Source organism: Altererythrobacter chaiwopuensis, assembly GCF_054957755.1.
Genome location: NZ_JBTXJG010000001.1, coordinates 2,134,908 through 2,152,990, shown reverse-complemented (window position 1 = coordinate 2,152,990; position 18,083 = coordinate 2,134,908). Strand labels below are relative to the sequence as shown.

Here is an 18,083-nt window from a genome sequence, read left to right as displayed (position 1 = left end):
GCAGGACACGTAGCGAATCGCAACCCAAAGAGGAGACTTTGCGAATGTACAGTCACATGATGGTCGGTTCGAACGACATCGACCGGTCCAAGACCTTCTACGATGCCACCTTCAAGGCCATGGGCGGCAAGGAAGGCATCAAGGATGACAAGGGCCGCCTGATTTACATGCACAATGGCGGGTTGTTCCTTGTCACCACCCCGATTGACGGCAAGCCAGCCACGGCGGGCAATGGCTGCACTATCGGCTTTGCCATGACTCCGGAGCAGGCCGATGCCTGGCACACGGCGGGCGTGGCCAATGGCGGCACCGCAATCGAGGATCCGCCGGGCGTGCGCGAAGGCGGCGGCATGTCGCTTTATCTCGCCTATCTGCGCGATCCTGACGGCAACAAGCTCTGCGCCCTCCACCGGATGTAATCTGCGGAGCCGGATTCCCGAAAGGCGCGGCGGGGTAGGCCTTTGTGCTGACCTCGCCGCGCTTTTGCGTCTCTAGAGCTGCACCACCTTCTGCTCGATGGCACCGAAGATCGAGTGATTGTGCGCGTCGCGCATTTCGATCCGCACAGTGTCACCCGGCTTCATGAACCCGGTCTTGGGCGCGCCGTCATAGATCGTCTCGATCATGCGGATTTCCGCAATGCAGCTATAGCCAAGCCCGCCTTCGCTGACCGGTTTACCCGGGCCGCCATCCGCACCCTTGTTGCTGATCGTGCCTGAACCGATGATCGCGCCAGCGCCCAGATTACGCGTTTTGGCCGCATGCGCGACCAGCTGCGCCATGTTGAAGGTCGCATCTACGCCCACTTCCGCACGGCCGAATGCCTCGCCGTTATAATCGACCATCAGCGGCAAGTGGACGAGCGAATCCTTCCATGCATCGCCCAACTCGTCAGGCGTGACAGCTACCGGCGAGAACGCGCTGGAGGGTTTGGACTGGAAGAAGCCGAACCCCTTGGCCAGCTCGCCCGGAATCAGCCCGCGCAGCGAGACATCATTGACCAGCATCACTAGCTTGATGTGGCTGGCCGCGTCCTCAGCCGAAACGCCCATCGGCACATCGTCGGTGATCACTGCCACTTCGCCTTCCATGTCGCAGCCCCAGGCCATATCGCCCAGCGGGATATCCTCACGCGGGGCAAGGAAGGTGTCGCTGCCGCCCTGATACATCAGCGGATCGTGATAGAAGCTTTCCGGCACTTCGGCATCGCGCGCTTTGCGCACCAGCTCGACGTGGTTGATATAGGCAGAGCCATCCGCCCATTGATAGGCGCGCGGCAACGGCGAATGCGCCTCACGTTCGTGAAAGCGTTCGCACGGCACCGCTTCATGTTCGACGTCTGTTGCCAGCACTTCCAGTTGGGGTGCGATGTCTGTCCAATTGTCGAGCGCGGCCTGCAGTGTTGGTGCGATATTATCTGCGGCGCAATAGCGTGTGAGATCCTTCGAGACGACGACGAGCATTCCGTCGCGAGTGCCGTCGTTGAGCGTGGCGAGTTTCATGAGCTTCTCTCTGGATTGTCAGGTTGGTTATCGGGATGCGCGCGCTGGAATTCAGGCAAGGCAAGGCATGCCTGTGCGATACGCATGGTATGCGGCTTGTCGCTGAAATCGAACCGGAAACGTTCGGCATTGTAGAATTGCGGCAGCAGCACGACTTCGAAAAATCCCGGCGCACCAAACAGGAAGTCGCCCGTTCCCAGCTGTGCCAGCCGTGCTTCAAGCGGCACAAAGGTGCGCGCCAGCCAATGGCGATACCAGGTGTCAATCTCGTCCTGAGAATGGCCAAGCGGCTCCTTGAGATATTTCAGCACCGGCGAATTGTTCACTGCGTGGGTTTCCGTCGCAATGGCATAGGCCAGCTCGCGTGCGGTGTAACGATCTTCCAGCGCTGCGGGCAGCAGCGGCTTGTCGGGATAGGCTTCATCGAGCCATTCGAGCTGCGCCATGGATTGCGCGCGGTCTCGCCCGTCAGCCTCCAGCATGGGCACGCTGCCAAAGGGATTGCGGCGGGTATAGTCCATACTCTTCTGCTCGCTGGTGAGCAGGTTCACCGGGATATATTCGTAGGCGATGCCCTTCAGTTCCAGCGCGATGCGCAGGCGGTAGCTCGTCGAGCTGCGATAATATCCGTAGAGTTTCATGACGCTCGTTTCCTCGTCATTGCGAGCCTGCGAAGCAGGCGCGGCAATCCATGGACCGAATTTTACGGCGCGGATGAGCCGTGGATCGCCGCGCTCCCTGCGGTCGCTCGCGATGACGAATTCGCGTCATCAAAACGCCGCGATGCCGGTAATCCCGCGCCCCAGGATCAGCGCGTGGACATCATGCGTGCCTTCGTAGGTGTTGACCGTCTCGAGGTTCACCATGTGGCGGATCACCTGGTATTCCTCGCTGATGCCATTGCCGCCATGCATGTCGCGCGCCATCCGCGCGATCTCAAGCGCCTTGCCGACATTGTTGCGCTTGACGACGCTGATCATGTCGGGCGCAAAGCGGCCCTCGTCCATCAACCGCCCGACGCGCAGCGAACCCTGCAGCCCCAACGCGATATCGGTCAGCATATCGGCCAGCTTCTTCTGGTAGAGCTGGGTCGCCGCCAGCGGGCGGCCGAACTGCTTGCGGTCGAGCCCATATTGCCGCGCCGCATGCAGGCAGAACTCGGCCGCGCCCAATGCCCCCCAGCTGATGCCATAGCGCGCGCGGTTGAGGCAGCCGAACGGCCCTTTCAGGCCCTGGACATCGGGCAGCAGCGCATCGGCGCCCAGTTTCACATCGTCCATCACGATCATGCCGGTGGTGCTGGCTCGCAGCGAGATCTTGCCTTCGATCTTGGGTGCGGAAAGCCCCTTCATGCCCTTTTCCAGCACGAAGCCGCGAATGCCGCCGCCGTGTTCCTCGCTCTTGGCCCAGACCACGAAGACATCGGCGAAGGGGGCGTTGGAAATCCAGGTTTTCGAGCCATTCAGCACGTAGCCGTCACCATCCTTGCGGGCGACGGTCTTCATCCCGCCAGGGTCACTGCCTGCATCGGGCTCGGTCAGGCCGAAGCAGCCGATCAGCTCGCCCGAGGCGAGGCCGGGCAGATATTTGCGGCGCTGCTCCTCCGAGCCATAGGCATGGATCGGATACATCACGAGCGATGACTGAACGGAGGCCATCGAGCGATATCCGCTATCGACCCGCTCGATCTCGCGCGCGATCAGGCCATAAGCGACATAGCTGGCACCCGCGCCGCCATATTCCTCTGGCAAGGTTGCGCCCAGCAGGCCGGCCTGGCCCATCAGCGGGAAAAGCTCGGGTGCGTCGATCTCTTCGGCAAAGGCCTTGATCACGCGCGGCTGCAATTCGCCCTGCGCAAAGCCGCGCGCCGCATCGCGGATCATCCGCTCGTCTTCGCTCAGCTGGCTTTCGAGATCGAAGGGGTCTTCCCAATTGAACGGGACCATCCCGGACATAGTATCTCCTGTAACTATCTTGCCTGACCCATTGCAGCCTTGTCATGCCGGGGCAAGCATGGACTGGCGGTTATATCGGGCGATACAGAAGCGGAGCCGATCATGAAAGCGCGACTTTTTCGCGCATGGCCGCTGCCGGTCATCCGGCAGGAGTTCATCCGTTCTGGCCGAACTTTCCGATGAAGCCGGACTCATCACCTGAACTCAGCAATTTGGCCTGTTCGACCCAGGAGTCACGCCGGATACGACCCTGGAATTTGCCCAGCAGTGCGTCGATCCGGTCAATCTCCGTATCGTCCCACTCGGCGATATCGGCATAACGCGTTACGCCCAATTCGCCGAGCATGGCTGCAATCTTCGGACCGAGTCCCTTGATCCGGGTGAGGTCGTCGCCGCCGGCGGGGGCCGAAGCGGGCGAGGGTGCGGGCGAGGGTGCGGGTGCCGGGGTGGAAGTCGCGGGGTTGCCAGTGCGCGGCGCAGCATCGATCAGCGCCTGGTTGCGCCTGGCGCGCTCGGCCCCTTCGTCCAGCACGTCGCGCTTGTCGGACTTGACCGATGTCTTGCGATTGGCGAGGAGCACAAACCACCCGATCGCCACTGCAATCACCAGCGCAATCAGCATCCATGGCCAGTAGTCGGCGATCATCTGCTCCATCGGGTTATCATCCTCGGCCGGTTAACTCGCGGGGCCATTAGCAGCGCGCGGAGGGCAAAGCCAACCATGCAATGCGCGCAGATCAGGCCGTGGTTTCCTTGCCGCCGATATTGCGCCGAAACAGCACGCGGTCTTCCGGGCCAAAGCCCTTGTGCCAGATCACCCAGCCATATGTGCCCATGATCAGCGGAATGCCGATGATCAGTTCGGCCCATTCAGGTAGCAGCGTGGCGAAATATCCCACCATTACGGCCGGGGCGACCGCCCATACCAGCGGCCAGCGCCAGTTACTGACGGGAAAGCCCAGAATGCGCGCGAGCAGCCAGGCCTTGACCAGGCTGGCAGTGCCCAGCGCCAGCATCAGCGCAATCGCCGCGCCCGCCGCCTTGTACGGTTCGCCATAGCCCAGCCGTTCGACCAGCAGCATCGCGCCCACCGTCAACGCGCCCTGCAGCGCGATCGTGCCGAGCGAAATCGCAAGGTTGCGCTTGCGCGCGACATAGACCAGCGCGGCTTCGCACACGACAGCTTTCGCGGCCACGACCTCGGCCAGCAGCAGGAAGGCGAGCGCCCCCGTGCCGCCGACGAAATTAGGGCCGACCAGCCCCATCACCGCTTCGCCGGGAATACCCAGCGCCAGCGCGATGCCGGCCTGTGCAGCGATGATCCAGAAGCCTACCTGGCGCACCTGCGAGGCGATTGCGGAGAAGTTCTTTTCTTTCAGATTGCGCGTGATCACCGGGCCCAGGATCGGCTCAAAACTGGTCTTGAGCTTCTGCGGCAGGCTGGCGACCTGCTGCGCAACGTAATAGATGCCCACCGCGGCGGGCGCGGCGAAGAAGCCGAGGATGAAGATGTCGAGCCGCCGTGTGCCCCATTCGACCGCGTCGGCCAAGGCCAGCGGGAAGGCGCGCGCGCTCATCCGGGCCATCTTTACCGGATGCGGCCTCCAACCGCGGGGCAGGCCATAGGTACGCACGAAAGGCCAGGCTGCGGCGAGTAAACCGGCGAAGATCGAGGCGATATAGGCCAGTGCCAGCCCGCTATCGTTCAATGAGGTGTAGAAGAACACGCCAGCCATGATCGAGATCGTCCACGGCTCCACCACCGCGCGGGCGCGCACCGTGGCGGCGATGTCATAGCGATAGGCCTGCGCGGCCAGCAGGATTTCGGTCAGCGCATAGGCTGGAATGGCAATTACCAGCAACCGGTCAAGCTCGGTGTAATTGCCGCTCGGAAACATCGGGGCGGGAAAGAACCACAGCACCAACGCGGCGGCGCAGGAGAGCAGCAACGCCAGCAGCATCCCGTCAAACACCAGGTTGACCGGTTCATCCTCGCCTTCTGTCAGGCGCTGCGCCAGCCCGCGCTTCTCGCCCATCGAGCAGACCAGTGCGATAAGCTCGATCACCACCAGCGCGCTGGCAAAACGGCCCAATGCATCGGCGCCGTAAAGCCGCCCGGCGATGAACAGGAACGGCAGCCGCGCCGCCAGTCGCAGCAGGAACCCCAGAAAATTGGTGCGTCCACCCTTGGCCAGCGCGGCAATGTCACCCTGATCGCTGCTGGTGGGCTCTTGCGGCGAAGCCGAACTGCTCACGCGTCCTCGCCCCATTCAGCGGTGAGCGGGCGCGCCAGCAGGGCATTCACCACTTTGCCCGGTGCTGCCCCGCCAAGCAGGGTATTGACCGCGTTGACGATCGGCATGTCGATCGCTCGATCGCGCGCCAGCTGCTCCAGCACCGGCGCGGTAAACGCGCCTTCGGCCACGGTGCGGCGGTCCGCCATCAGCGCCTGCGCATCGCCGCCTTCGCCAAGCGCCTTGCCGAGCGAGAAGTTGCGGCTTGAGGTTGAGCTGCAGGTCAGCACCAGATCGCCCAACCCGCACAGCCCGGCAAGCGTCTCCGGCTGCGCACCCAACGCCTCGCCGAAGCGCAGCATTTCGGCATAGCCGCGCGCGATCAGGGCTGCGCGCGCATTCTGGCCCAGGCCCAGCCCGTCGACCACACCGCAGGCAATCGCCAGCACGTTCTTGATCGACCCGCCGATTTCCGCGCCGGTCACGTCGTCCGAATAATAGGGGCGGAAGGCGGGGCGGGCCACGGCGGGTGCGAGCCGATTCCATTGTTCGCGGCCGCCGCTGCAGGCCAGCGTGACCGCGGTCGGGAGACCGGCGGCAACTTCGTGTGCAAAGGTGGGGCCTGACAGCACGGCGATCTCGCTCGCGGGCAGGGCTTCCCTGGCGACATCGTTCATCAAGCGGCCGCTTCCGGCCTCGATCCCCTTGCTGCACAGCACCAGGTCGCGCGGCGCAGTGGCCATCTGCGCCAGAACGCTGCCCAGATGCTGCGCGGGGGTGACCGCCAGCACGGTCTCGAACCCCGCGAAATCGGCGAGGTTACCGGTTGCGCGAATCGTTGGGTGAAGGCTGGCTGATGGCAGATAGGGTGTGTTGCGGTGTTCGGAATTGATCTCACTCGCAACCTCGGGCTCGAGCGCCCAGATCAGCACTTCGCGCCCGTCGCTGGCCAACATCTGCGCCAACGCGGTGCCCCACGCGCCCGCACCCAGCACACCAACCGGGGTTCGATGCTGCGTCATGCCTTGACCCCCGCACCGCGCGCAGGCGCAGCCTCAGGGTCGAGCGGCCAGCGCGGCCGCGCGGCGAAATCGAGCGGATCGAACCTGCCAAGCGGCAGCCGCTCGCAACCGGCCCAGGCGATCATCGCAGCATTGTCGGTACACAGCGCCATAGGTGGAGCGGTGAAGCCCATTGCGCGGCGCGAGGCAAGTTCTTCCAGAGCGGTGCGGATCGATCGGTTGGCGGCCACGCCCCCGGCAACCACCAGGCTGGGAACGGTGTCAATCCGTTCAATGGCGTGCTCAAGCCGGTCAACCAGGCAATCGATCGCTGCCTGCTGGAAGCTTGCAGCAATGTCTGCATCGGCGTGGTCACCGCTGTCATGCGCGCGCAAAACCGCGCTCTTGAGCCCGGCAAAGGAGAAATGCGGTTCTTTGGAACCAAGCAGCGGGCGCGGCAGCCGCACCGCCTGTGGATCGCCCTGCAAGGCCAGCTTTTCAAGCGCAGGGCCACCGGGATAACCAAGGCCCAGGATCTTGGCGCTCTTGTCAAAGGCTTCGCCCAGCGCGTCGTCGATAGTGGTGGCGAGGCGGCGATAGCGCCCTACGCCTTCGACCAGCAATATCTGGCAGTGCCCGCCCGAAACCAGCAGCAACAGATAGGGAAATTCCAGCGCCGGATCGGCCAGCCGCGGGCTCAGGGCATGCCCTTCGAGATGATTTATTGCCAGCAGCGGCTTGCCCGAAGCCATCGCCAGCGCCTTGGCGGTGACCAGCCCCACCATCACACCGCCGATCAGGCCAGGGCCAGCGGTTGCCGCGATCGCGTCGCAATCGGCCAGCGTCACGCCAGCCTCCTGCATCACAGCCTCCAGCATCGGGGCAAGCCTTTCAGCGTGCGCGCGCGCTGCGATTTCCGGCACTACCCCGCCATAGGGTGCGTGCTCGGCCACTTGCGAGGCGATCTGCTGGGCGCGGATGGTGCGATCGCTATCCACCAGCGCCACTGCGGTTTCGTCGCAGCTGGATTCTATGCCCAAGACGAGGCCCATGCCGCTTTCCCTTAGAGGTTTGCGAGGCTAGAGCAAGCGCAGCTATGAGCTCAACGACAGCGAAAATCCGGCTTGGCACGCGCAGTTCGCCGCTGGCGATGGTGCAGGCGCACGAGGCACGCTCGCGGCTGTGCGCCGCGCATGGCTGGGCCGAGGACGCGGTCGAACTGGTTCCGGTGCTGGCCAGCGGCGACAAGGTGCTCGACCGGCCGCTGGCGGAAATCGGCGGCAAGGCATTGTGGACCAAGGAGCTTGATCACTGGCTGCACGAAGGCCGGATCGATGCGGCGGTGCATTCGATGAAGGATGTCGAGACGCTGCGGCCCGCAACGCTCGCCATTGCTGCGGTGCTGCCGCGCGCCGATGTGGCCGACCGGCTGATCGGAGCCGCCAGCATTGCCGATATTCCCCGGGGCGCGACGGTGGGCACCAGCGCGCCGCGCCGGGCGGCGCAGCTGCTCCATGCCCGGCCTGACTGCAATGTGGTGTCATTCCGCGGCAATGTAGCAACCCGGCTGTCCAAGCTTGAGCGGGGCGAGGCGGATTGCACGCTGCTGGCATCGGCCGGGCTCGACCGGCTGGGCGAAAATGCGATTGGCGCACGGCTTGACCCGGAAATCTGGCTCCCCGCACCGGCGCAGGGCGCGATCGGGATCGAATGCCGGGCGGACGATGATCAGACCCGGGCGCTGCTGGCGGCGATCGATCACGCGCCCAGTCACCATGCTGTGCTGGCCGAGCGTGCTCTGCTCATGGCGCTGGGTGGAAATTGCCACAGTCCGATCGCCGTGCTGACCACGGCAGAAGGGGATGCACTGACCCTGCGCTGCGCTCTGTTCAGCCCGGACGGTGCCGATCGGATCGAAGCGAGCGCCAGCGGCGCGGCGAGCGAGCATGATTGGCTATCAGGGATGGGTGCCGATCTGTTGGCGCGCCTGACCCCCGGCATGGTGCCGTATTTCGGGCTTAAAGCCGGCTGATGCGGGTATTTGCCATCCGGCCCGAGCCGGGGCTTTCCGCGACCATTGCCGCTGGCGCTGCCTGCGGCCTGCCGATTGCCGGATACCCGCTATCCCGGATTGCGCCGAGCGGCTGGACGCTGCCCGACCTGGCCGGGATCGATGCCCTGCTGGTGGGGAGCGCGAATGTGTTCCGCCATGGTGGAGAGAAGCTCCAGGCATTGGCCCATTTGCCGGTTCTGGCGGTGGGCAAGGCCAGCGCCAAGGCGGCAGAGGGCGCTGGTTTCAAGGTTGCGGCAATCGGCACAGGCGGGTTGCAATCGCTGCTTGATGCGCTTGAGCCGGGCTTTAGCCATCTGCTGCGGCTGGCGGGCGAACAGCATGTCGCACTCAATCTGCCAGCCGGCAGGGAGCTTACACTTCGTGTCGTATATCGTGTGCAAGACACCGATATTAAACCGGAATTTGAGAGAGAATTGAATAAGGGTGCGCTTGTCCTGCTGCATTCTGCGGCTGCGGCCAGGCATTTTGCCGAGGAGTGCGACCGGCTGGGCCTGGATCGCGGCGTGATCGCACTGGCAGCGCTGGGGCCGCGTATCCTTGAGCCGGTGGGTGAAGGGTGGCTGAGCGCCCGCTCGGCAGTGGCCCCGAACGAAGCTGCGCTACTGGCCTTGGCGCAGGACATGTGCCAATAATGGTCGGCAAGGGGTCAAGAGCTGGGTAAAAGCAGCAAGGTCGCAGAACGGACGGTTATGGAATCAAGGTTTGGCAGTCGCCGCAAAGGCCCGTCGATGCGGCCCATCCTGGGTGCAGCAGTGGCATCCTTTCTGCTGGGCGCTGCACTGGTTGGCTATTACTTCTGGCCTGCTGGCGAAACTGACAAGCAAACTGCGGTGGCTGTAGCTGAAGATGCCGGAAATACCGAATCTGACGTAGACGCCGAAGGGGGGCTCTCTCCCGAGCCCACACCGACGGCGGTTGCCAATCGGGCCGCTCAGGCAACCGAGGCGGTTGAGCGCGTAGCAGAACAGCAGGGCGGGCTGGACCAACGGCTGGCCGCGGCTGAACAGCGGCTGGCGCGGCTGGACCTGCAAGCCCAGGCGGCGGCCGGCAATGCCGCGCGGGCCGAAGGGCTGCTGATCGCTTTTGCTACCCGCCGTGCAGTGGAGCGCGGGGCAGAGCTTGGCTATCTGGCGGATCAATTGCGGCTGCGCTTTGGCGATAGCTGGCCCAATGCAGTGCGCACCATCATCACCTTTTCGCGCGATCCGATCACGCTGGACGTGTTGCAGGCGCGGCTTGACGGGCTGGGGCCGCAATTGCGCGAACGCGAAGGGATCAACTCGTGGACCGATTTGCGCCGCGAGCTCGGCGAGCTGTTCGTGATCCGCCGCGAGAGCACGCCATCGCCGCAGCCCGAACGGCGGCTGACTCGGGCCAAGCGGTTCCTCGAAAGCGGACGGATCAATTCGGCGATCGGCGAAGTGCGGAACATGCCGGGCGCAGCGAAGGCCGAGGCCTGGATTGCGGATGCCGAGCGTTATGCTGCGGCAATGGACGCGCTGGAAACGATCGAAACCGCCGCGGTGCTCGATCCGGGCCGGTTGCGTGATGGCGCGGGCAATCCGGTGGAACAGCGCAGCCCGGTGGAAGGGCCGGGCGAATAGGGCCGATCAGGCGCGCAGCAATGCGGGCGCATCGCCCGACACGCCGCGCGCTTCATCCATGAACCAATGCTTGAGCATGGGCATGCGCTGCACGCCGGCCATGCCGAGGCGGCGGATCGCCGAAGCAGTCTTTCCGCGCAGGCCGAACAGCCGGGTCAGCCCGTCGGTTGCGCCCATCACCATCAGCGAATCGAGCGCGCGCCAGTTTTCATAACGCTTCAGTGCTTGCGCATCGCCCGGGTCCAGCCCCAGCCGTCGCGCTTCCTCCAGCACTTCGACCAGCGCGCCGACATCGCGCAGGCCGAGGTTGAGACCCTGCCCGGCGATCGGGTGCATTCCGTGCGCCGAATCGCCGACCAACGCCAATCGTTCGCCGGTCAGCCGCGCGGTGTGCTGCAGGCTGAGCGGATAAGAGGAACGCTGGCTGTTGAGCGTGACCTCACCCATGATATCGCCCATTCGCTTGATTACTTCGGCCAGGAACGCCCTGTCCGACAGCTTCAGCACGCCCGCCGCGTCATTTTCGCTGACGGTCCACACCAGCGCGCTGCGATGGGAGCCGTCAGGCCCGTCAAGCATGGGCAGCAGCGCGAAGGGGCCGTCGGGATAGAAGATCTCCCAGGCGACATTGTCATGCGATCTGGAGTGGGTGAGGCCAACGATGATCGCACGGTGGTGATAATCCCACTTCGCCATCTTGAGCCCCTCTTCCTCGCGGCTGGGTGAGACGCGGCCTTCAGCGCCCACCATCAGCGCGGCTTCGAGCACCGTGCCGTCACCCAGCGTTGCCGAAACGCCGAACTCGCCGCGTTCGCGCGTGACCACGTCAACCGGCGCATGCCAGGCGATCAGGGGCTCCTGCTCTGCCGCCTCGAACAGCGCCAGGCGCAATTGCCGGTTGGCGAACATCCGCCCCAGCGTGCCATCATGCGGCGCCGGGGTGAAATCGATCCGTCCGGGTTTCATCTGGTCGCTGACCGCGATTGAGGCGATCGGGCAGCCGTATGGCTCAAGCCTATCGGCGATACCGATATTGGTGAACAGGTTCCAGCTGGCGGTCGAAATGGCCGAGGCGCGCCCGTCGAAGCCCTCGGCGGTGAGCGACCCGGGATCCGCACGATCGACCACATGGCTGGAAAAGCCCTTGCGGGCAGCCGCCAGCGCCAGGGTCATGCCCACCAGCCCGCCGCCGATTATCAGGAGATCGCGCTTTTCGTTCATCGGAACCGTAACCCTGAGCCAAAGGTTTGCGAATAGTTTGAGACATCCCTAGAGGGTCAGCCGTGAACGAAGCAAGGATGTTGAACAAGATCCGCGCGATCTTGGCGCTGCTGGCGCTGCTTGGCGCGCTTGCCGTAGCTGGCCCCTTGCGCGCGCAGAATAACAACCTTGCCGCCAGCCTGCATGCCGATGGGGCAGCCATGGCGGGCCAAACGCTGACGCTCGCCATCCATTTCGAACCCGTGTCCGAAGAATGGCACGGCTATTGGTCCAATCCGGGCGATGCCGGCCTGGGCATGCAGCTTGAATGGGAGCTGCCCGATGGATGGCAGGCGGGCGAGCCAACCTATCCGGTGCCGCAGCAGCTGCGCATCAGCGGGCTGATGAACCACGTTTACAAGGGCAATTACGCAGTTCTGGTGCCGGTGACGGTGCCGGAAGATTTCGCGGCCTCGGGACCAATCCCGATAGCGGTGAACGGGCAATGGCTCGCCTGCACCGATGCCATCTGCGTGCCCGAGGGCGGCCGGATGAGCGCCATGCTGGCGGTTGATCCCGCAGCGGCGGTGGTCGATCGCCGTTTTGCGCAGTGGCGCGCGGCGATCGCCCCGCCACTCGACCGCAAGGGCCAGTTCGAGCTTGGCGGCGGCAAGCTGCGCCTGGCGATCCCGATCCCGGCGGCGATGGCGCTTTCCGATCCGCATCTGTTTATCCGCACCGAGCGGTTGGTCGATTACGCCGCGCCGCAGAGCTTCCGCCGCAAGGGGGACCTGTTGGTCGCCGAAATCCCGCTCAAGGGCGGAACGCAGCCCCAACGTGTCGAAGGCATATTGTCGCTGGGCGGAGGCAACGGCGTGAAGATCGAAGCGCTGGCGGGTGAGGTGCCTCAAGGCGGCACTCCGGTGGCGACGGGGCAGGGCAGTGCGGCCCCGCCAATCTGGCTGCTGGTGCTTGGCGCGCTGGCAGGCGGACTGGTGCTCAACATCATGCCCTGTGTGTTCCCGATCCTGAGCCTCAAGGCGATCAGCCTGGCGCGCGCTGGGGAAAGCGAGGTGCAGGCGCGCCGCGAAGGCACGGCCTATACTGCGGGCGTGATGCTGGCGACAGTGGCGCTGGGCGCAGTGTTGCTGGCGCTGCGCGCTGCGGGCGAGCAGGTGGGCTGGGCGTTCCAGTTGCAGGAGCCGGGCGTGGTGGTGTTCCTGCTGGTGCTGGCTGCCGTGATCACCGCCAATTTCGCGGGTATGTTCGAGCTGCCCTCGCTGTCGTTCACGCGGCAGGGCGAGCCGGCCAGCGCCTTTGCCACAGGGCTGCTCGCGGCCTTTGTCGCGACGCCTTGCACCGGCCCGTTCATGGCGGTGGCGCTGGGTGCGGCGCTGCTGCTGCCGCCGGTGCAGGCGCTGGTGCTGTTCGCGGCGCTGGGGCTGGGGCTGGCGTTGCCGTTCCTGTTGATCGGGTTCGTGCCGGCGCTGCGGCGTAAACTGCCGCGGCCCGGCGCCTGGATGGACACTTTCCGCAAGGCGATGGCGGTGCCGATGGGGCTGACGGCGCTCGCGCTGGTATGGCTGACCGCGCGGCTGGGCGGGCAGGGCTTTGCCATGTTCGCGCTGGTGATGACCGCAGGGGTGATCATGGCGCTGATCGCAGTCGGGCGGCTGCAGCGGCGCGGCAAGATGGCCTGGCCCGCCTTCGGCCTGATCGCGGCGCCTTTCCTGATCTTTGGCGCGTTTGCGCTGCCCGCCAGCTTTGCCGAGCAGAATAACCAAAGCTCCGAATCGCTGCTCCAGCCGCGCCCGTTCAGCGAGGCTGCGTTGGCCGAGGCGCGCTCCAGCGGCAGGCCGGTGTTCGTGTGGTTCACAGCCGACTGGTGCGTCACCTGCAAGGTCAATGAAAGCGTGGCGATCGAGCGCCAGGTGACCAAAGCTGCGTTCGACAAGGCTGGCGTGATCGCCATGGTGGGGGACTGGACCCGCCGCGATGCAGCGATCAGCACTTTCCTGACCGCACAGGGCGCCGCGGGCGTGCCGCTCTATCTGTGGTACGAGCCGGGCGCGCAGGCCGAGCAGCTGCCGCAGGTGTTGACTGCTGACATGCTTATTGAACGGGCGCAGCGCCCTCGCTGATTGTTGCTGCCGGAGCGGAGGCGCTACAGCTCTCGATCAAAGCGCCGGGGCGCGGGCTTGGATTGAGAACCACGCGGCCTGCGCCGGGAATGGTAACGGCCACTTCGCGCCTTCCGGTGAGCACTTCCCAGTTTGGATCGCTGGCCGGTAATTCTGCCTGCCACAGCCATTCACCATCCACCTCGGTCGCGTCGATTGGGATGCGCGATATATGCCCGTTGCCGATCAGGGCCGCAAAGGCCTTGGCGTTGGCATCTGCCTGCGCATAGCGGGTCAGCCTGATTGTGGCGACACCCTGAGCTTCAATGCAGCCGAGAGAGATGAGCGAGGGCTCACCCGCTTTCCCGTAAATGATTCGGCCAGGGGCGGCGCTATCAGCCCAGATTGCGCCCTCGGTATCGGGCGAATCGATCGGCTCGGAAGGACCGCCGGGTGCCGCGGGTTCGCTGACGGCGATATCGGCATCGGTTGGCGGGGGCTTGCAGGCGGCCAGCATTCCCACGGACGCGCTCAGAACAAGGCAGGCCGTGGTCCGCAGCCTAGCGCGCCTTGATAAAGGTTCGAATGTCATCAGAAAGCTTTTGCCGGTCCTCGTCGCGCACATACATCATGTGGCCGGCATCATAATATTCCCAGGTAATCCGGTCCTGCGGCATGCCGGTGCGGCTGAGCGAATATTCGGCGGCGAAAAAGGGCGTTGCAAAATCGTACCAGCCCTGCGCCACGAACACCCGCATCTGTGAATTTTCGCGCAGCGCCCTGCCCAGATAAGGTGCGACATTGAGATAGGCATTGGTGTCGCGTCCGCCCTTCAATTTCCAGTCCCAGTCGTTCACCCCGCCGATGGTGATATAATCGCGATCAGTCTGATAGCCGATAGTGCCGCGCAGAAAGCTGTTGGCGGCGGCGGTATAGCCCCCGTCAATACCGTAGAAGCTGGGATCATTGTCAGGCCCTTCACCGGCATTGTCGTAATCCTTGCCAGTATAGCGGCTGTCGAGCCGCCCGACGGTCAAGCCGCGGTCGCGCAGCAGTTCCTTGTAGAAGCGGTTGGGGGTGACGCGTAAATCGGTGTTTTCGAGATATTGTTCGGAAAGCCCGGTCAATCGCGCCAGCTGGCTGCGAATCGCGCTGCGTTCTTCGGCACTCGCCTTCTGCCCCTTGAGCAGGAAGGCGGCATAGGGGCCGATGGCAAACTGCCGCGCCTCCTCGGCAAAGGCGGCTGCCGACGTGCCTTCGGCCTTGCCGTGATAGAGCGCCGTCACTGCAAAGCTGGGCAGGTTGGTGATATAGCCCAGCTCGTTGCCTTCGGTATCGGCACCGGCGGCGAAATCGAGGATTGTCGAGATCAGGATCACGCCATTGAGTGCGACATCGTTATAGCCACCCTCCAGTTCGTTGACGACAGCGGCAGAGCGGGTGGTGCCGTAGCTTTCTCCGCCAAGAAATTTTGGGCTGTTCCAGCGATCGTTTTCGCTCAGCCATTTGCGGATAACCCTGGCGACCGAGGCGGCATCCTGGCTGACGCCCCAGTAATCCTTCGGATCAGTTTCGCCGATGGTATGGCTGAAGCCCGTGCCGACGGGATCGATGAACACCAAATCGGTGACGTCGAGGATCGAATCGGGATTATCGAGGATGGGGTAGGGCGGCGCGCCATCGTCGCGCGCGTCAGAGGGGATCGCGACGCGCTTCGGGCCGAATGCCCCCATCTGGAGCCACAGTGAGGCAGAGCCCGGCCCGCCGTTGAACAGGAAGGTCACGGGCCGGTTCGGGTCTTTGGGTTCAGCGATGTAGGATGTGGTGACAATCGCCGCCTTGGGTGTGCCTTTGTCATCCTTCAGCACCTGTTCGGCCACCGTGGCGGTATAACGCATGGTTCGCCCGCCGAAGGCGCCGCTGAGGCTCTTGCTGGCGGAGTTTGGCTGGTATTCGACCGCTGCTGCGGCAGGTTTGGGCTTGGTCTCTTCATCTGCCCGGGCGGCGGAAGAAACGACTGTGAGCGATAGCGCGGCAAGCGCCGCAGCAAGGGTGCGTGAAATCATGCGCGAAGGTCTATGTGACTTGCCCGGTGAAATCAATCGACGCTGATATCACCGCATTTTCCGCGAAGTCTTGCCGTAACGCATCTTGCGTGTGCCGGGGCGGCCTTCGGTGCTTTTGCCGACGATGGGCGCTTTCTTCTCGCCATCGGGCAAGCCCAGTTCCTCATTCTCCAGTCGCCGGATTTCATCGCGCAGGCGGCCCGCCTCCTCGAACTCCAGATCGGCGGCGGCCTCGCGCATCTTCTTCTCCAGATCCTCGATATAGGCGCGCAAATTGTGGCCCACCAGATTGTTGCGCCCGTCTTCCGCATCGATCTCCACCAGCACCCCGTCGCGGCTGGCGGTATCGGCGACGATATCGTGGATGGAGCGCTTGATGCTTTCCGGCGTGATCCCGTGTGCCTGGTTGAAGGCGTGTTGCTTTTCGCGTCGCCGGTCGGTTTCGGCCATGGCGCGTTCCATGCTGCCGGTGATCCGGTCGGCATAGAGGATCACCCGCCCGTCGACATTGCGCGCCGCGCGCCCGATGGTCTGGATTAGCGACGTCTCACTGCGCAGGAAGCCCTCCTTGTCGGCGTCGAGGATGCAGACGAGCCCGCATTCGGGGATGTCCAGCCCCTCGCGCAGCAGATTGATCCCCACCAGCACGTCATAGACGCCGAGGCGCAGGTCGCGGATCAACTCGATCCGCTCGAGCGTTTCGACGTCCGAATGCATGTAGCGCACCCTGATGCCCGCCTCGTGCATGAATTCGGTCAGATCTTCGGCCATGCGCTTGGTCAGCGTGGTGACGAGCGTGCGATAGCCAAGCGCCGCCGTGGCGCGGCACTGTTCGATGCAATCCTGCACCTGATCCTCGACGGGGCGGATCTCGACCGGCGGATCGATCAGCCCGGTGGGGCGGATCACCTGTTCGGCGAACACCCCGCCGGTCTGCTCCATTTCCCAACCGCCGGGCGTGGCTGAAACCGCTATTGTCTGCGGGCGCATCGCGTCCCATTCGTTGAATCTCAAAGGACGATTGTCGATGCAGCTGGGCAGGCGGAAACCGTATTCGGCCAGCGTGATCTTGCGCCGATGATCGCCCTTGGACATGGCCCCGATCTGCGGCACAGTCTGATGGCTTTCATCGACAAACAGCAGCGCATTTTCGGGCAGATATTCGAACAGCGTCGGCGGCGGCTCGCCCGGCAGCCGCCCGGTTAGGAAGCGGCTGTAATTCTCGATTCCTGCGCAGCTGCCGGTGGCGGCGATCATCTCGAGGTCGAAATTGGTGCGCTGCTCGAGCCGCTGGTGTTCGAGCAGCTTGCCCTCCGCCTCCAGCTCTTTCAGCCGCTCGGCCAGCTCGAACCGGATCGCCTCGGTCGCCTGCTTCATCGTCGGGCCGGGCGTGACATAGTGCGAATTGGCATAGACCCGTACCTTTTCCAGGCTGGCGCCCTTCTTGCCGGTGAGCGGATCGAATTCGCTGATCTCCTCGATCTCGTCACCGAAGAAGCTGATCCGCCACGCCATGTCTTCATAGTGGCTGGGAAACAGTTCCAGACTGTCGCCGCGCACGCGAAAACTGCCGCGCGCAAAGGCGGTATCGTTGCGCTTGTATTGCAGCGCCACCAGCTTGCGGATCAGCTCGCGCTGATCGACCGTGCTGCCTTGCTTGATGTCGAACACCATCGCCGAATAGGTCTCGACCGAGCCGATGCCGTAGAGGCAGGAAACCGAGGCAACGATCACCACATCGTCCCGCTCCAGCAGCGCGCGCGTGGCCGAATGGCGCATCCGGTCGATCGCCTCGTTTACCGAGCTTTCCTTCTCGATATAGGTATCACTGCGCGGCACATAGGCTTCGGGCTGGTAGTAATCGTAATAGGATACGAAATACTCGACCGCGTTTTCGGGGAAGAAACTCTTGAACTCGCCATATAGCTGCGCCGCCAGGATCTTGTTGGGCGCGAGCACCAGCGCCGGGCGCTGCATCTGCTCGATCACCTTGGCCATGGTGAAGGTCTTGCCCGATCCGGTTACGCCTAGCAGAACCTGGGTCTGCTCACCCTCTTGCGCTGCCTGGACCAGTTCAGCGATCGCCGCTGGCTGATCGCCGGCCGGTTCGTATTCGCTCACCAGCTTGAATGCGCGGCCGCCGTCCGCCTTGTCAGGGCGGGCGGGGCGGTGCGGCGTGAAGTCGCCGCTTGTGTCGGGCTCGTCCAACCCTCTGCGGATCACCAGTTCTGCCATGCGGAACATATGGAGCACATGGGGGCGAATGGCAACGCTGCGTTGGCACCCTATGCCGCGTCTGTTAGAGTAGGCACCTGGTTGATGGAGAG

General features: G+C 64.1%; 16 protein-coding genes. 5 read left to right on the top strand and 11 right to left on the bottom strand.

What is annotated here, in order from left to right:
* Positions 1-44: 44 nt before the first annotated feature.
* Positions 45-419, top strand: coding sequence for a VOC family protein (locus ACX2DJ_RS10585; protein WP_462572496.1), 375 nt, complete (start codon positions 45-47; stop codon positions 417-419).
* A 72-nt stretch (positions 420-491) separates the two neighbouring features.
* Here ACX2DJ_RS10585 and ACX2DJ_RS10580 read toward each other — a convergent pair whose 3' ends face one another.
* From ACX2DJ_RS10580 to tsaD, 7 genes are all read right to left on the bottom strand, one after another.
* A complete protein-coding gene (locus tag ACX2DJ_RS10580) occupies positions 492-1,502 on the bottom strand; it encodes a fumarylacetoacetate hydrolase family protein (RefSeq protein ID WP_462572494.1) in 1,011 nt (336 codons plus the stop codon).
* The gene (maiA, locus tag ACX2DJ_RS10575) at positions 1,499-2,143 is read right to left on the bottom strand and encodes a maleylacetoacetate isomerase (RefSeq protein ID WP_462572493.1); all 645 of its coding nucleotides are present in this window, start codon (positions 2,141-2,143) and stop codon (positions 1,499-1,501) included. The genes ACX2DJ_RS10580 and maiA overlap by 4 nt, the downstream gene beginning before the upstream one ends.
* Before the next feature lie 129 nt (positions 2,144-2,272).
* Complete coding sequence (locus tag ACX2DJ_RS10570) at positions 2,273-3,457, bottom strand: acyl-CoA dehydrogenase (protein WP_462572492.1); 1,185 nt, start codon at positions 3,455-3,457, stop codon at positions 2,273-2,275.
* 154 nt (positions 3,458-3,611) lie between these two features.
* A complete protein-coding gene (locus tag ACX2DJ_RS10565; protein ID WP_462572491.1) occupies positions 3,612-4,112 on the bottom strand; it encodes a helix-hairpin-helix domain-containing protein in 501 nt (166 codons plus the stop codon).
* Positions 4,113-4,194: 82 nt separating this feature from the next.
* Positions 4,195-5,727 (bottom strand): lipopolysaccharide biosynthesis protein, encoded by a 1,533-nt coding sequence (locus ACX2DJ_RS10560; RefSeq protein ID WP_462572490.1) that lies wholly within the window; start codon positions 5,725-5,727, stop codon positions 4,195-4,197.
* Positions 5,709-6,713 carry an NAD(P)H-dependent glycerol-3-phosphate dehydrogenase gene (locus ACX2DJ_RS10555; RefSeq protein WP_462572489.1) on the bottom strand — a complete coding sequence of 335 codons (1,005 nt, stop codon included), beginning with the start codon at positions 6,711-6,713 and terminating at the stop codon, positions 5,709-5,711. Before ACX2DJ_RS10555 ends, ACX2DJ_RS10560 begins: the two co-directional genes overlap by 19 nt.
* A complete protein-coding gene (gene tsaD / locus ACX2DJ_RS10550) occupies positions 6,710-7,744 on the bottom strand; it encodes a tRNA (adenosine(37)-N6)-threonylcarbamoyltransferase complex transferase subunit TsaD (RefSeq protein ID WP_462572488.1) in 1,035 nt (344 codons plus the stop codon). The genes ACX2DJ_RS10555 and tsaD overlap by 4 nt, the downstream gene beginning before the upstream one ends.
* A 44-nt stretch (positions 7,745-7,788) precedes the next feature.
* Here tsaD and hemC point away from each other — a divergent pair, with 44 nt between their 5' ends.
* The 3 genes from hemC (at position 7,789) to ACX2DJ_RS10535 (ending at position 10,370) form a co-directional block, all read left to right on the top strand.
* Positions 7,789-8,724, top strand: coding sequence for a hydroxymethylbilane synthase (gene hemC, locus ACX2DJ_RS10545; RefSeq protein ID WP_462572487.1), 936 nt, complete (start codon positions 7,789-7,791; stop codon positions 8,722-8,724).
* Positions 8,724-9,398 (top strand): uroporphyrinogen-III synthase, encoded by a 675-nt coding sequence (locus ACX2DJ_RS10540; RefSeq protein WP_462572486.1) that lies wholly within the window; start codon positions 8,724-8,726, stop codon positions 9,396-9,398. The genes hemC and ACX2DJ_RS10540 overlap by 1 nt, the downstream gene beginning before the upstream one ends.
* A gap of 96 nt (positions 9,399-9,494) precedes the next feature.
* The gene (locus tag ACX2DJ_RS10535) at positions 9,495-10,370 is read left to right on the top strand and encodes a hypothetical protein (protein ID WP_462572485.1); all 876 of its coding nucleotides are present in this window, start codon (positions 9,495-9,497) and stop codon (positions 10,368-10,370) included.
* Positions 10,371-10,376: 6 nt separating this feature from the next.
* Here the strand turns inward: ACX2DJ_RS10535 and ACX2DJ_RS10530 are convergent, their stop codons facing one another.
* Positions 10,377-11,591, bottom strand: a complete 1,215-nt coding sequence (locus ACX2DJ_RS10530) for a UbiH/UbiF/VisC/COQ6 family ubiquinone biosynthesis hydroxylase (protein WP_462572483.1) — start codon at positions 11,589-11,591, stop codon at positions 10,377-10,379.
* A gap of 77 nt (positions 11,592-11,668) precedes the next feature.
* Here ACX2DJ_RS10530 and ACX2DJ_RS10525 point away from each other — a divergent pair, with 77 nt between their 5' ends.
* Complete coding sequence (locus tag ACX2DJ_RS10525) at positions 11,669-13,711, top strand: protein-disulfide reductase DsbD family protein (RefSeq protein ID WP_462572593.1); 2,043 nt, start codon at positions 11,669-11,671, stop codon at positions 13,709-13,711.
* On the opposite strand, the gene ACX2DJ_RS10520 is transcribed toward ACX2DJ_RS10525, so the two are convergent.
* Genes ACX2DJ_RS10520 through uvrB form a run of 3 tightly spaced genes read right to left on the bottom strand, consistent with a single transcriptional unit; the run spans position 13,683 to position 17,991 of the window.
* Positions 13,683-14,213: a hypothetical protein gene (locus tag ACX2DJ_RS10520; protein ID WP_462572482.1), complete on the bottom strand. Its 531-nt coding sequence runs from the start codon at positions 14,211-14,213 to the stop codon at positions 13,683-13,685. The genes ACX2DJ_RS10525 and ACX2DJ_RS10520 overlap by 29 nt on opposite strands.
* Positions 14,214-14,250: 37 nt before the next feature.
* On the bottom strand, positions 14,251-15,756 hold the full coding sequence (locus ACX2DJ_RS10515) for a S10 family peptidase (protein WP_462572480.1): 1,506 nt from the start codon (positions 15,754-15,756) through the stop codon (positions 14,251-14,253).
* A 48-nt stretch (positions 15,757-15,804) separates the two neighbouring features.
* The gene (uvrB, locus tag ACX2DJ_RS10510) at positions 15,805-17,991 is read right to left on the bottom strand and encodes an excinuclease ABC subunit UvrB (protein WP_462572479.1); all 2,187 of its coding nucleotides are present in this window, start codon (positions 17,989-17,991) and stop codon (positions 15,805-15,807) included.
* Between the last annotated feature and the right edge of the window lie 92 nt (positions 17,992-18,083).

Bases quoted from the DNA above. Each gene is read 5' to 3' on its own strand.
- ACX2DJ_RS10535 (WP_462572485.1), top strand. From the start codon at position 9,495: ATGCGGCCCATCCTGGGTGCAGCAGTGGCATCCTTTCTGCTGGGCGCT.
- hemC (WP_462572487.1), top strand. From the start codon at position 7,789: ATGAGCTCAACGACAGCGAAAATCCGGCTTGGCACGCGCAGTTCGCCG.
- ACX2DJ_RS10525 (WP_462572593.1), top strand. From the start codon at position 11,669: ATGTTGAACAAGATCCGCGCGATCTTGGCGCTGCTGGCGCTGCTTGGC.
- ACX2DJ_RS10530 (WP_462572483.1), bottom strand. From the start codon at position 11,591: ATGAACGAAAAGCGCGATCTCCTGATAATCGGCGGCGGGCTGGTGGGC.
- ACX2DJ_RS10570 (WP_462572492.1), bottom strand. From the start codon at position 3,457: ATGTCCGGGATGGTCCCGTTCAATTGGGAAGACCCCTTCGATCTCGAA.
- maiA (WP_462572493.1), bottom strand. From the start codon at position 2,143: ATGAAACTCTACGGATATTATCGCAGCTCGACGAGCTACCGCCTGCGC.
- ACX2DJ_RS10580 (WP_462572494.1), bottom strand. From the start codon at position 1,502: ATGAAACTCGCCACGCTCAACGACGGCACTCGCGACGGAATGCTCGTC.
- ACX2DJ_RS10515 (WP_462572480.1), bottom strand. From the start codon at position 15,756: ATGATTTCACGCACCCTTGCTGCGGCGCTTGCCGCGCTATCGCTCACA.
- ACX2DJ_RS10560 (WP_462572490.1), bottom strand. From the start codon at position 5,727: ATGGGGCGAGGACGCGTGAGCAGTTCGGCTTCGCCGCAAGAGCCCACC.
- tsaD (WP_462572488.1), bottom strand. From the start codon at position 7,744: ATGGGCCTCGTCTTGGGCATAGAATCCAGCTGCGACGAAACCGCAGTG.
- ACX2DJ_RS10565 (WP_462572491.1), bottom strand. From the start codon at position 4,112: ATGGAGCAGATGATCGCCGACTACTGGCCATGGATGCTGATTGCGCTG.
- ACX2DJ_RS10585 (WP_462572496.1), top strand. From the start codon at position 45: ATGTACAGTCACATGATGGTCGGTTCGAACGACATCGACCGGTCCAAG.
- uvrB (WP_462572479.1), bottom strand. From the start codon at position 17,991: ATGGCAGAACTGGTGATCCGCAGAGGGTTGGACGAGCCCGACACAAGC.
- ACX2DJ_RS10555 (WP_462572489.1), bottom strand. From the start codon at position 6,713: ATGACGCAGCATCGAACCCCGGTTGGTGTGCTGGGTGCGGGCGCGTGG.
- ACX2DJ_RS10540 (WP_462572486.1), top strand. From the start codon at position 8,724: ATGCGGGTATTTGCCATCCGGCCCGAGCCGGGGCTTTCCGCGACCATT.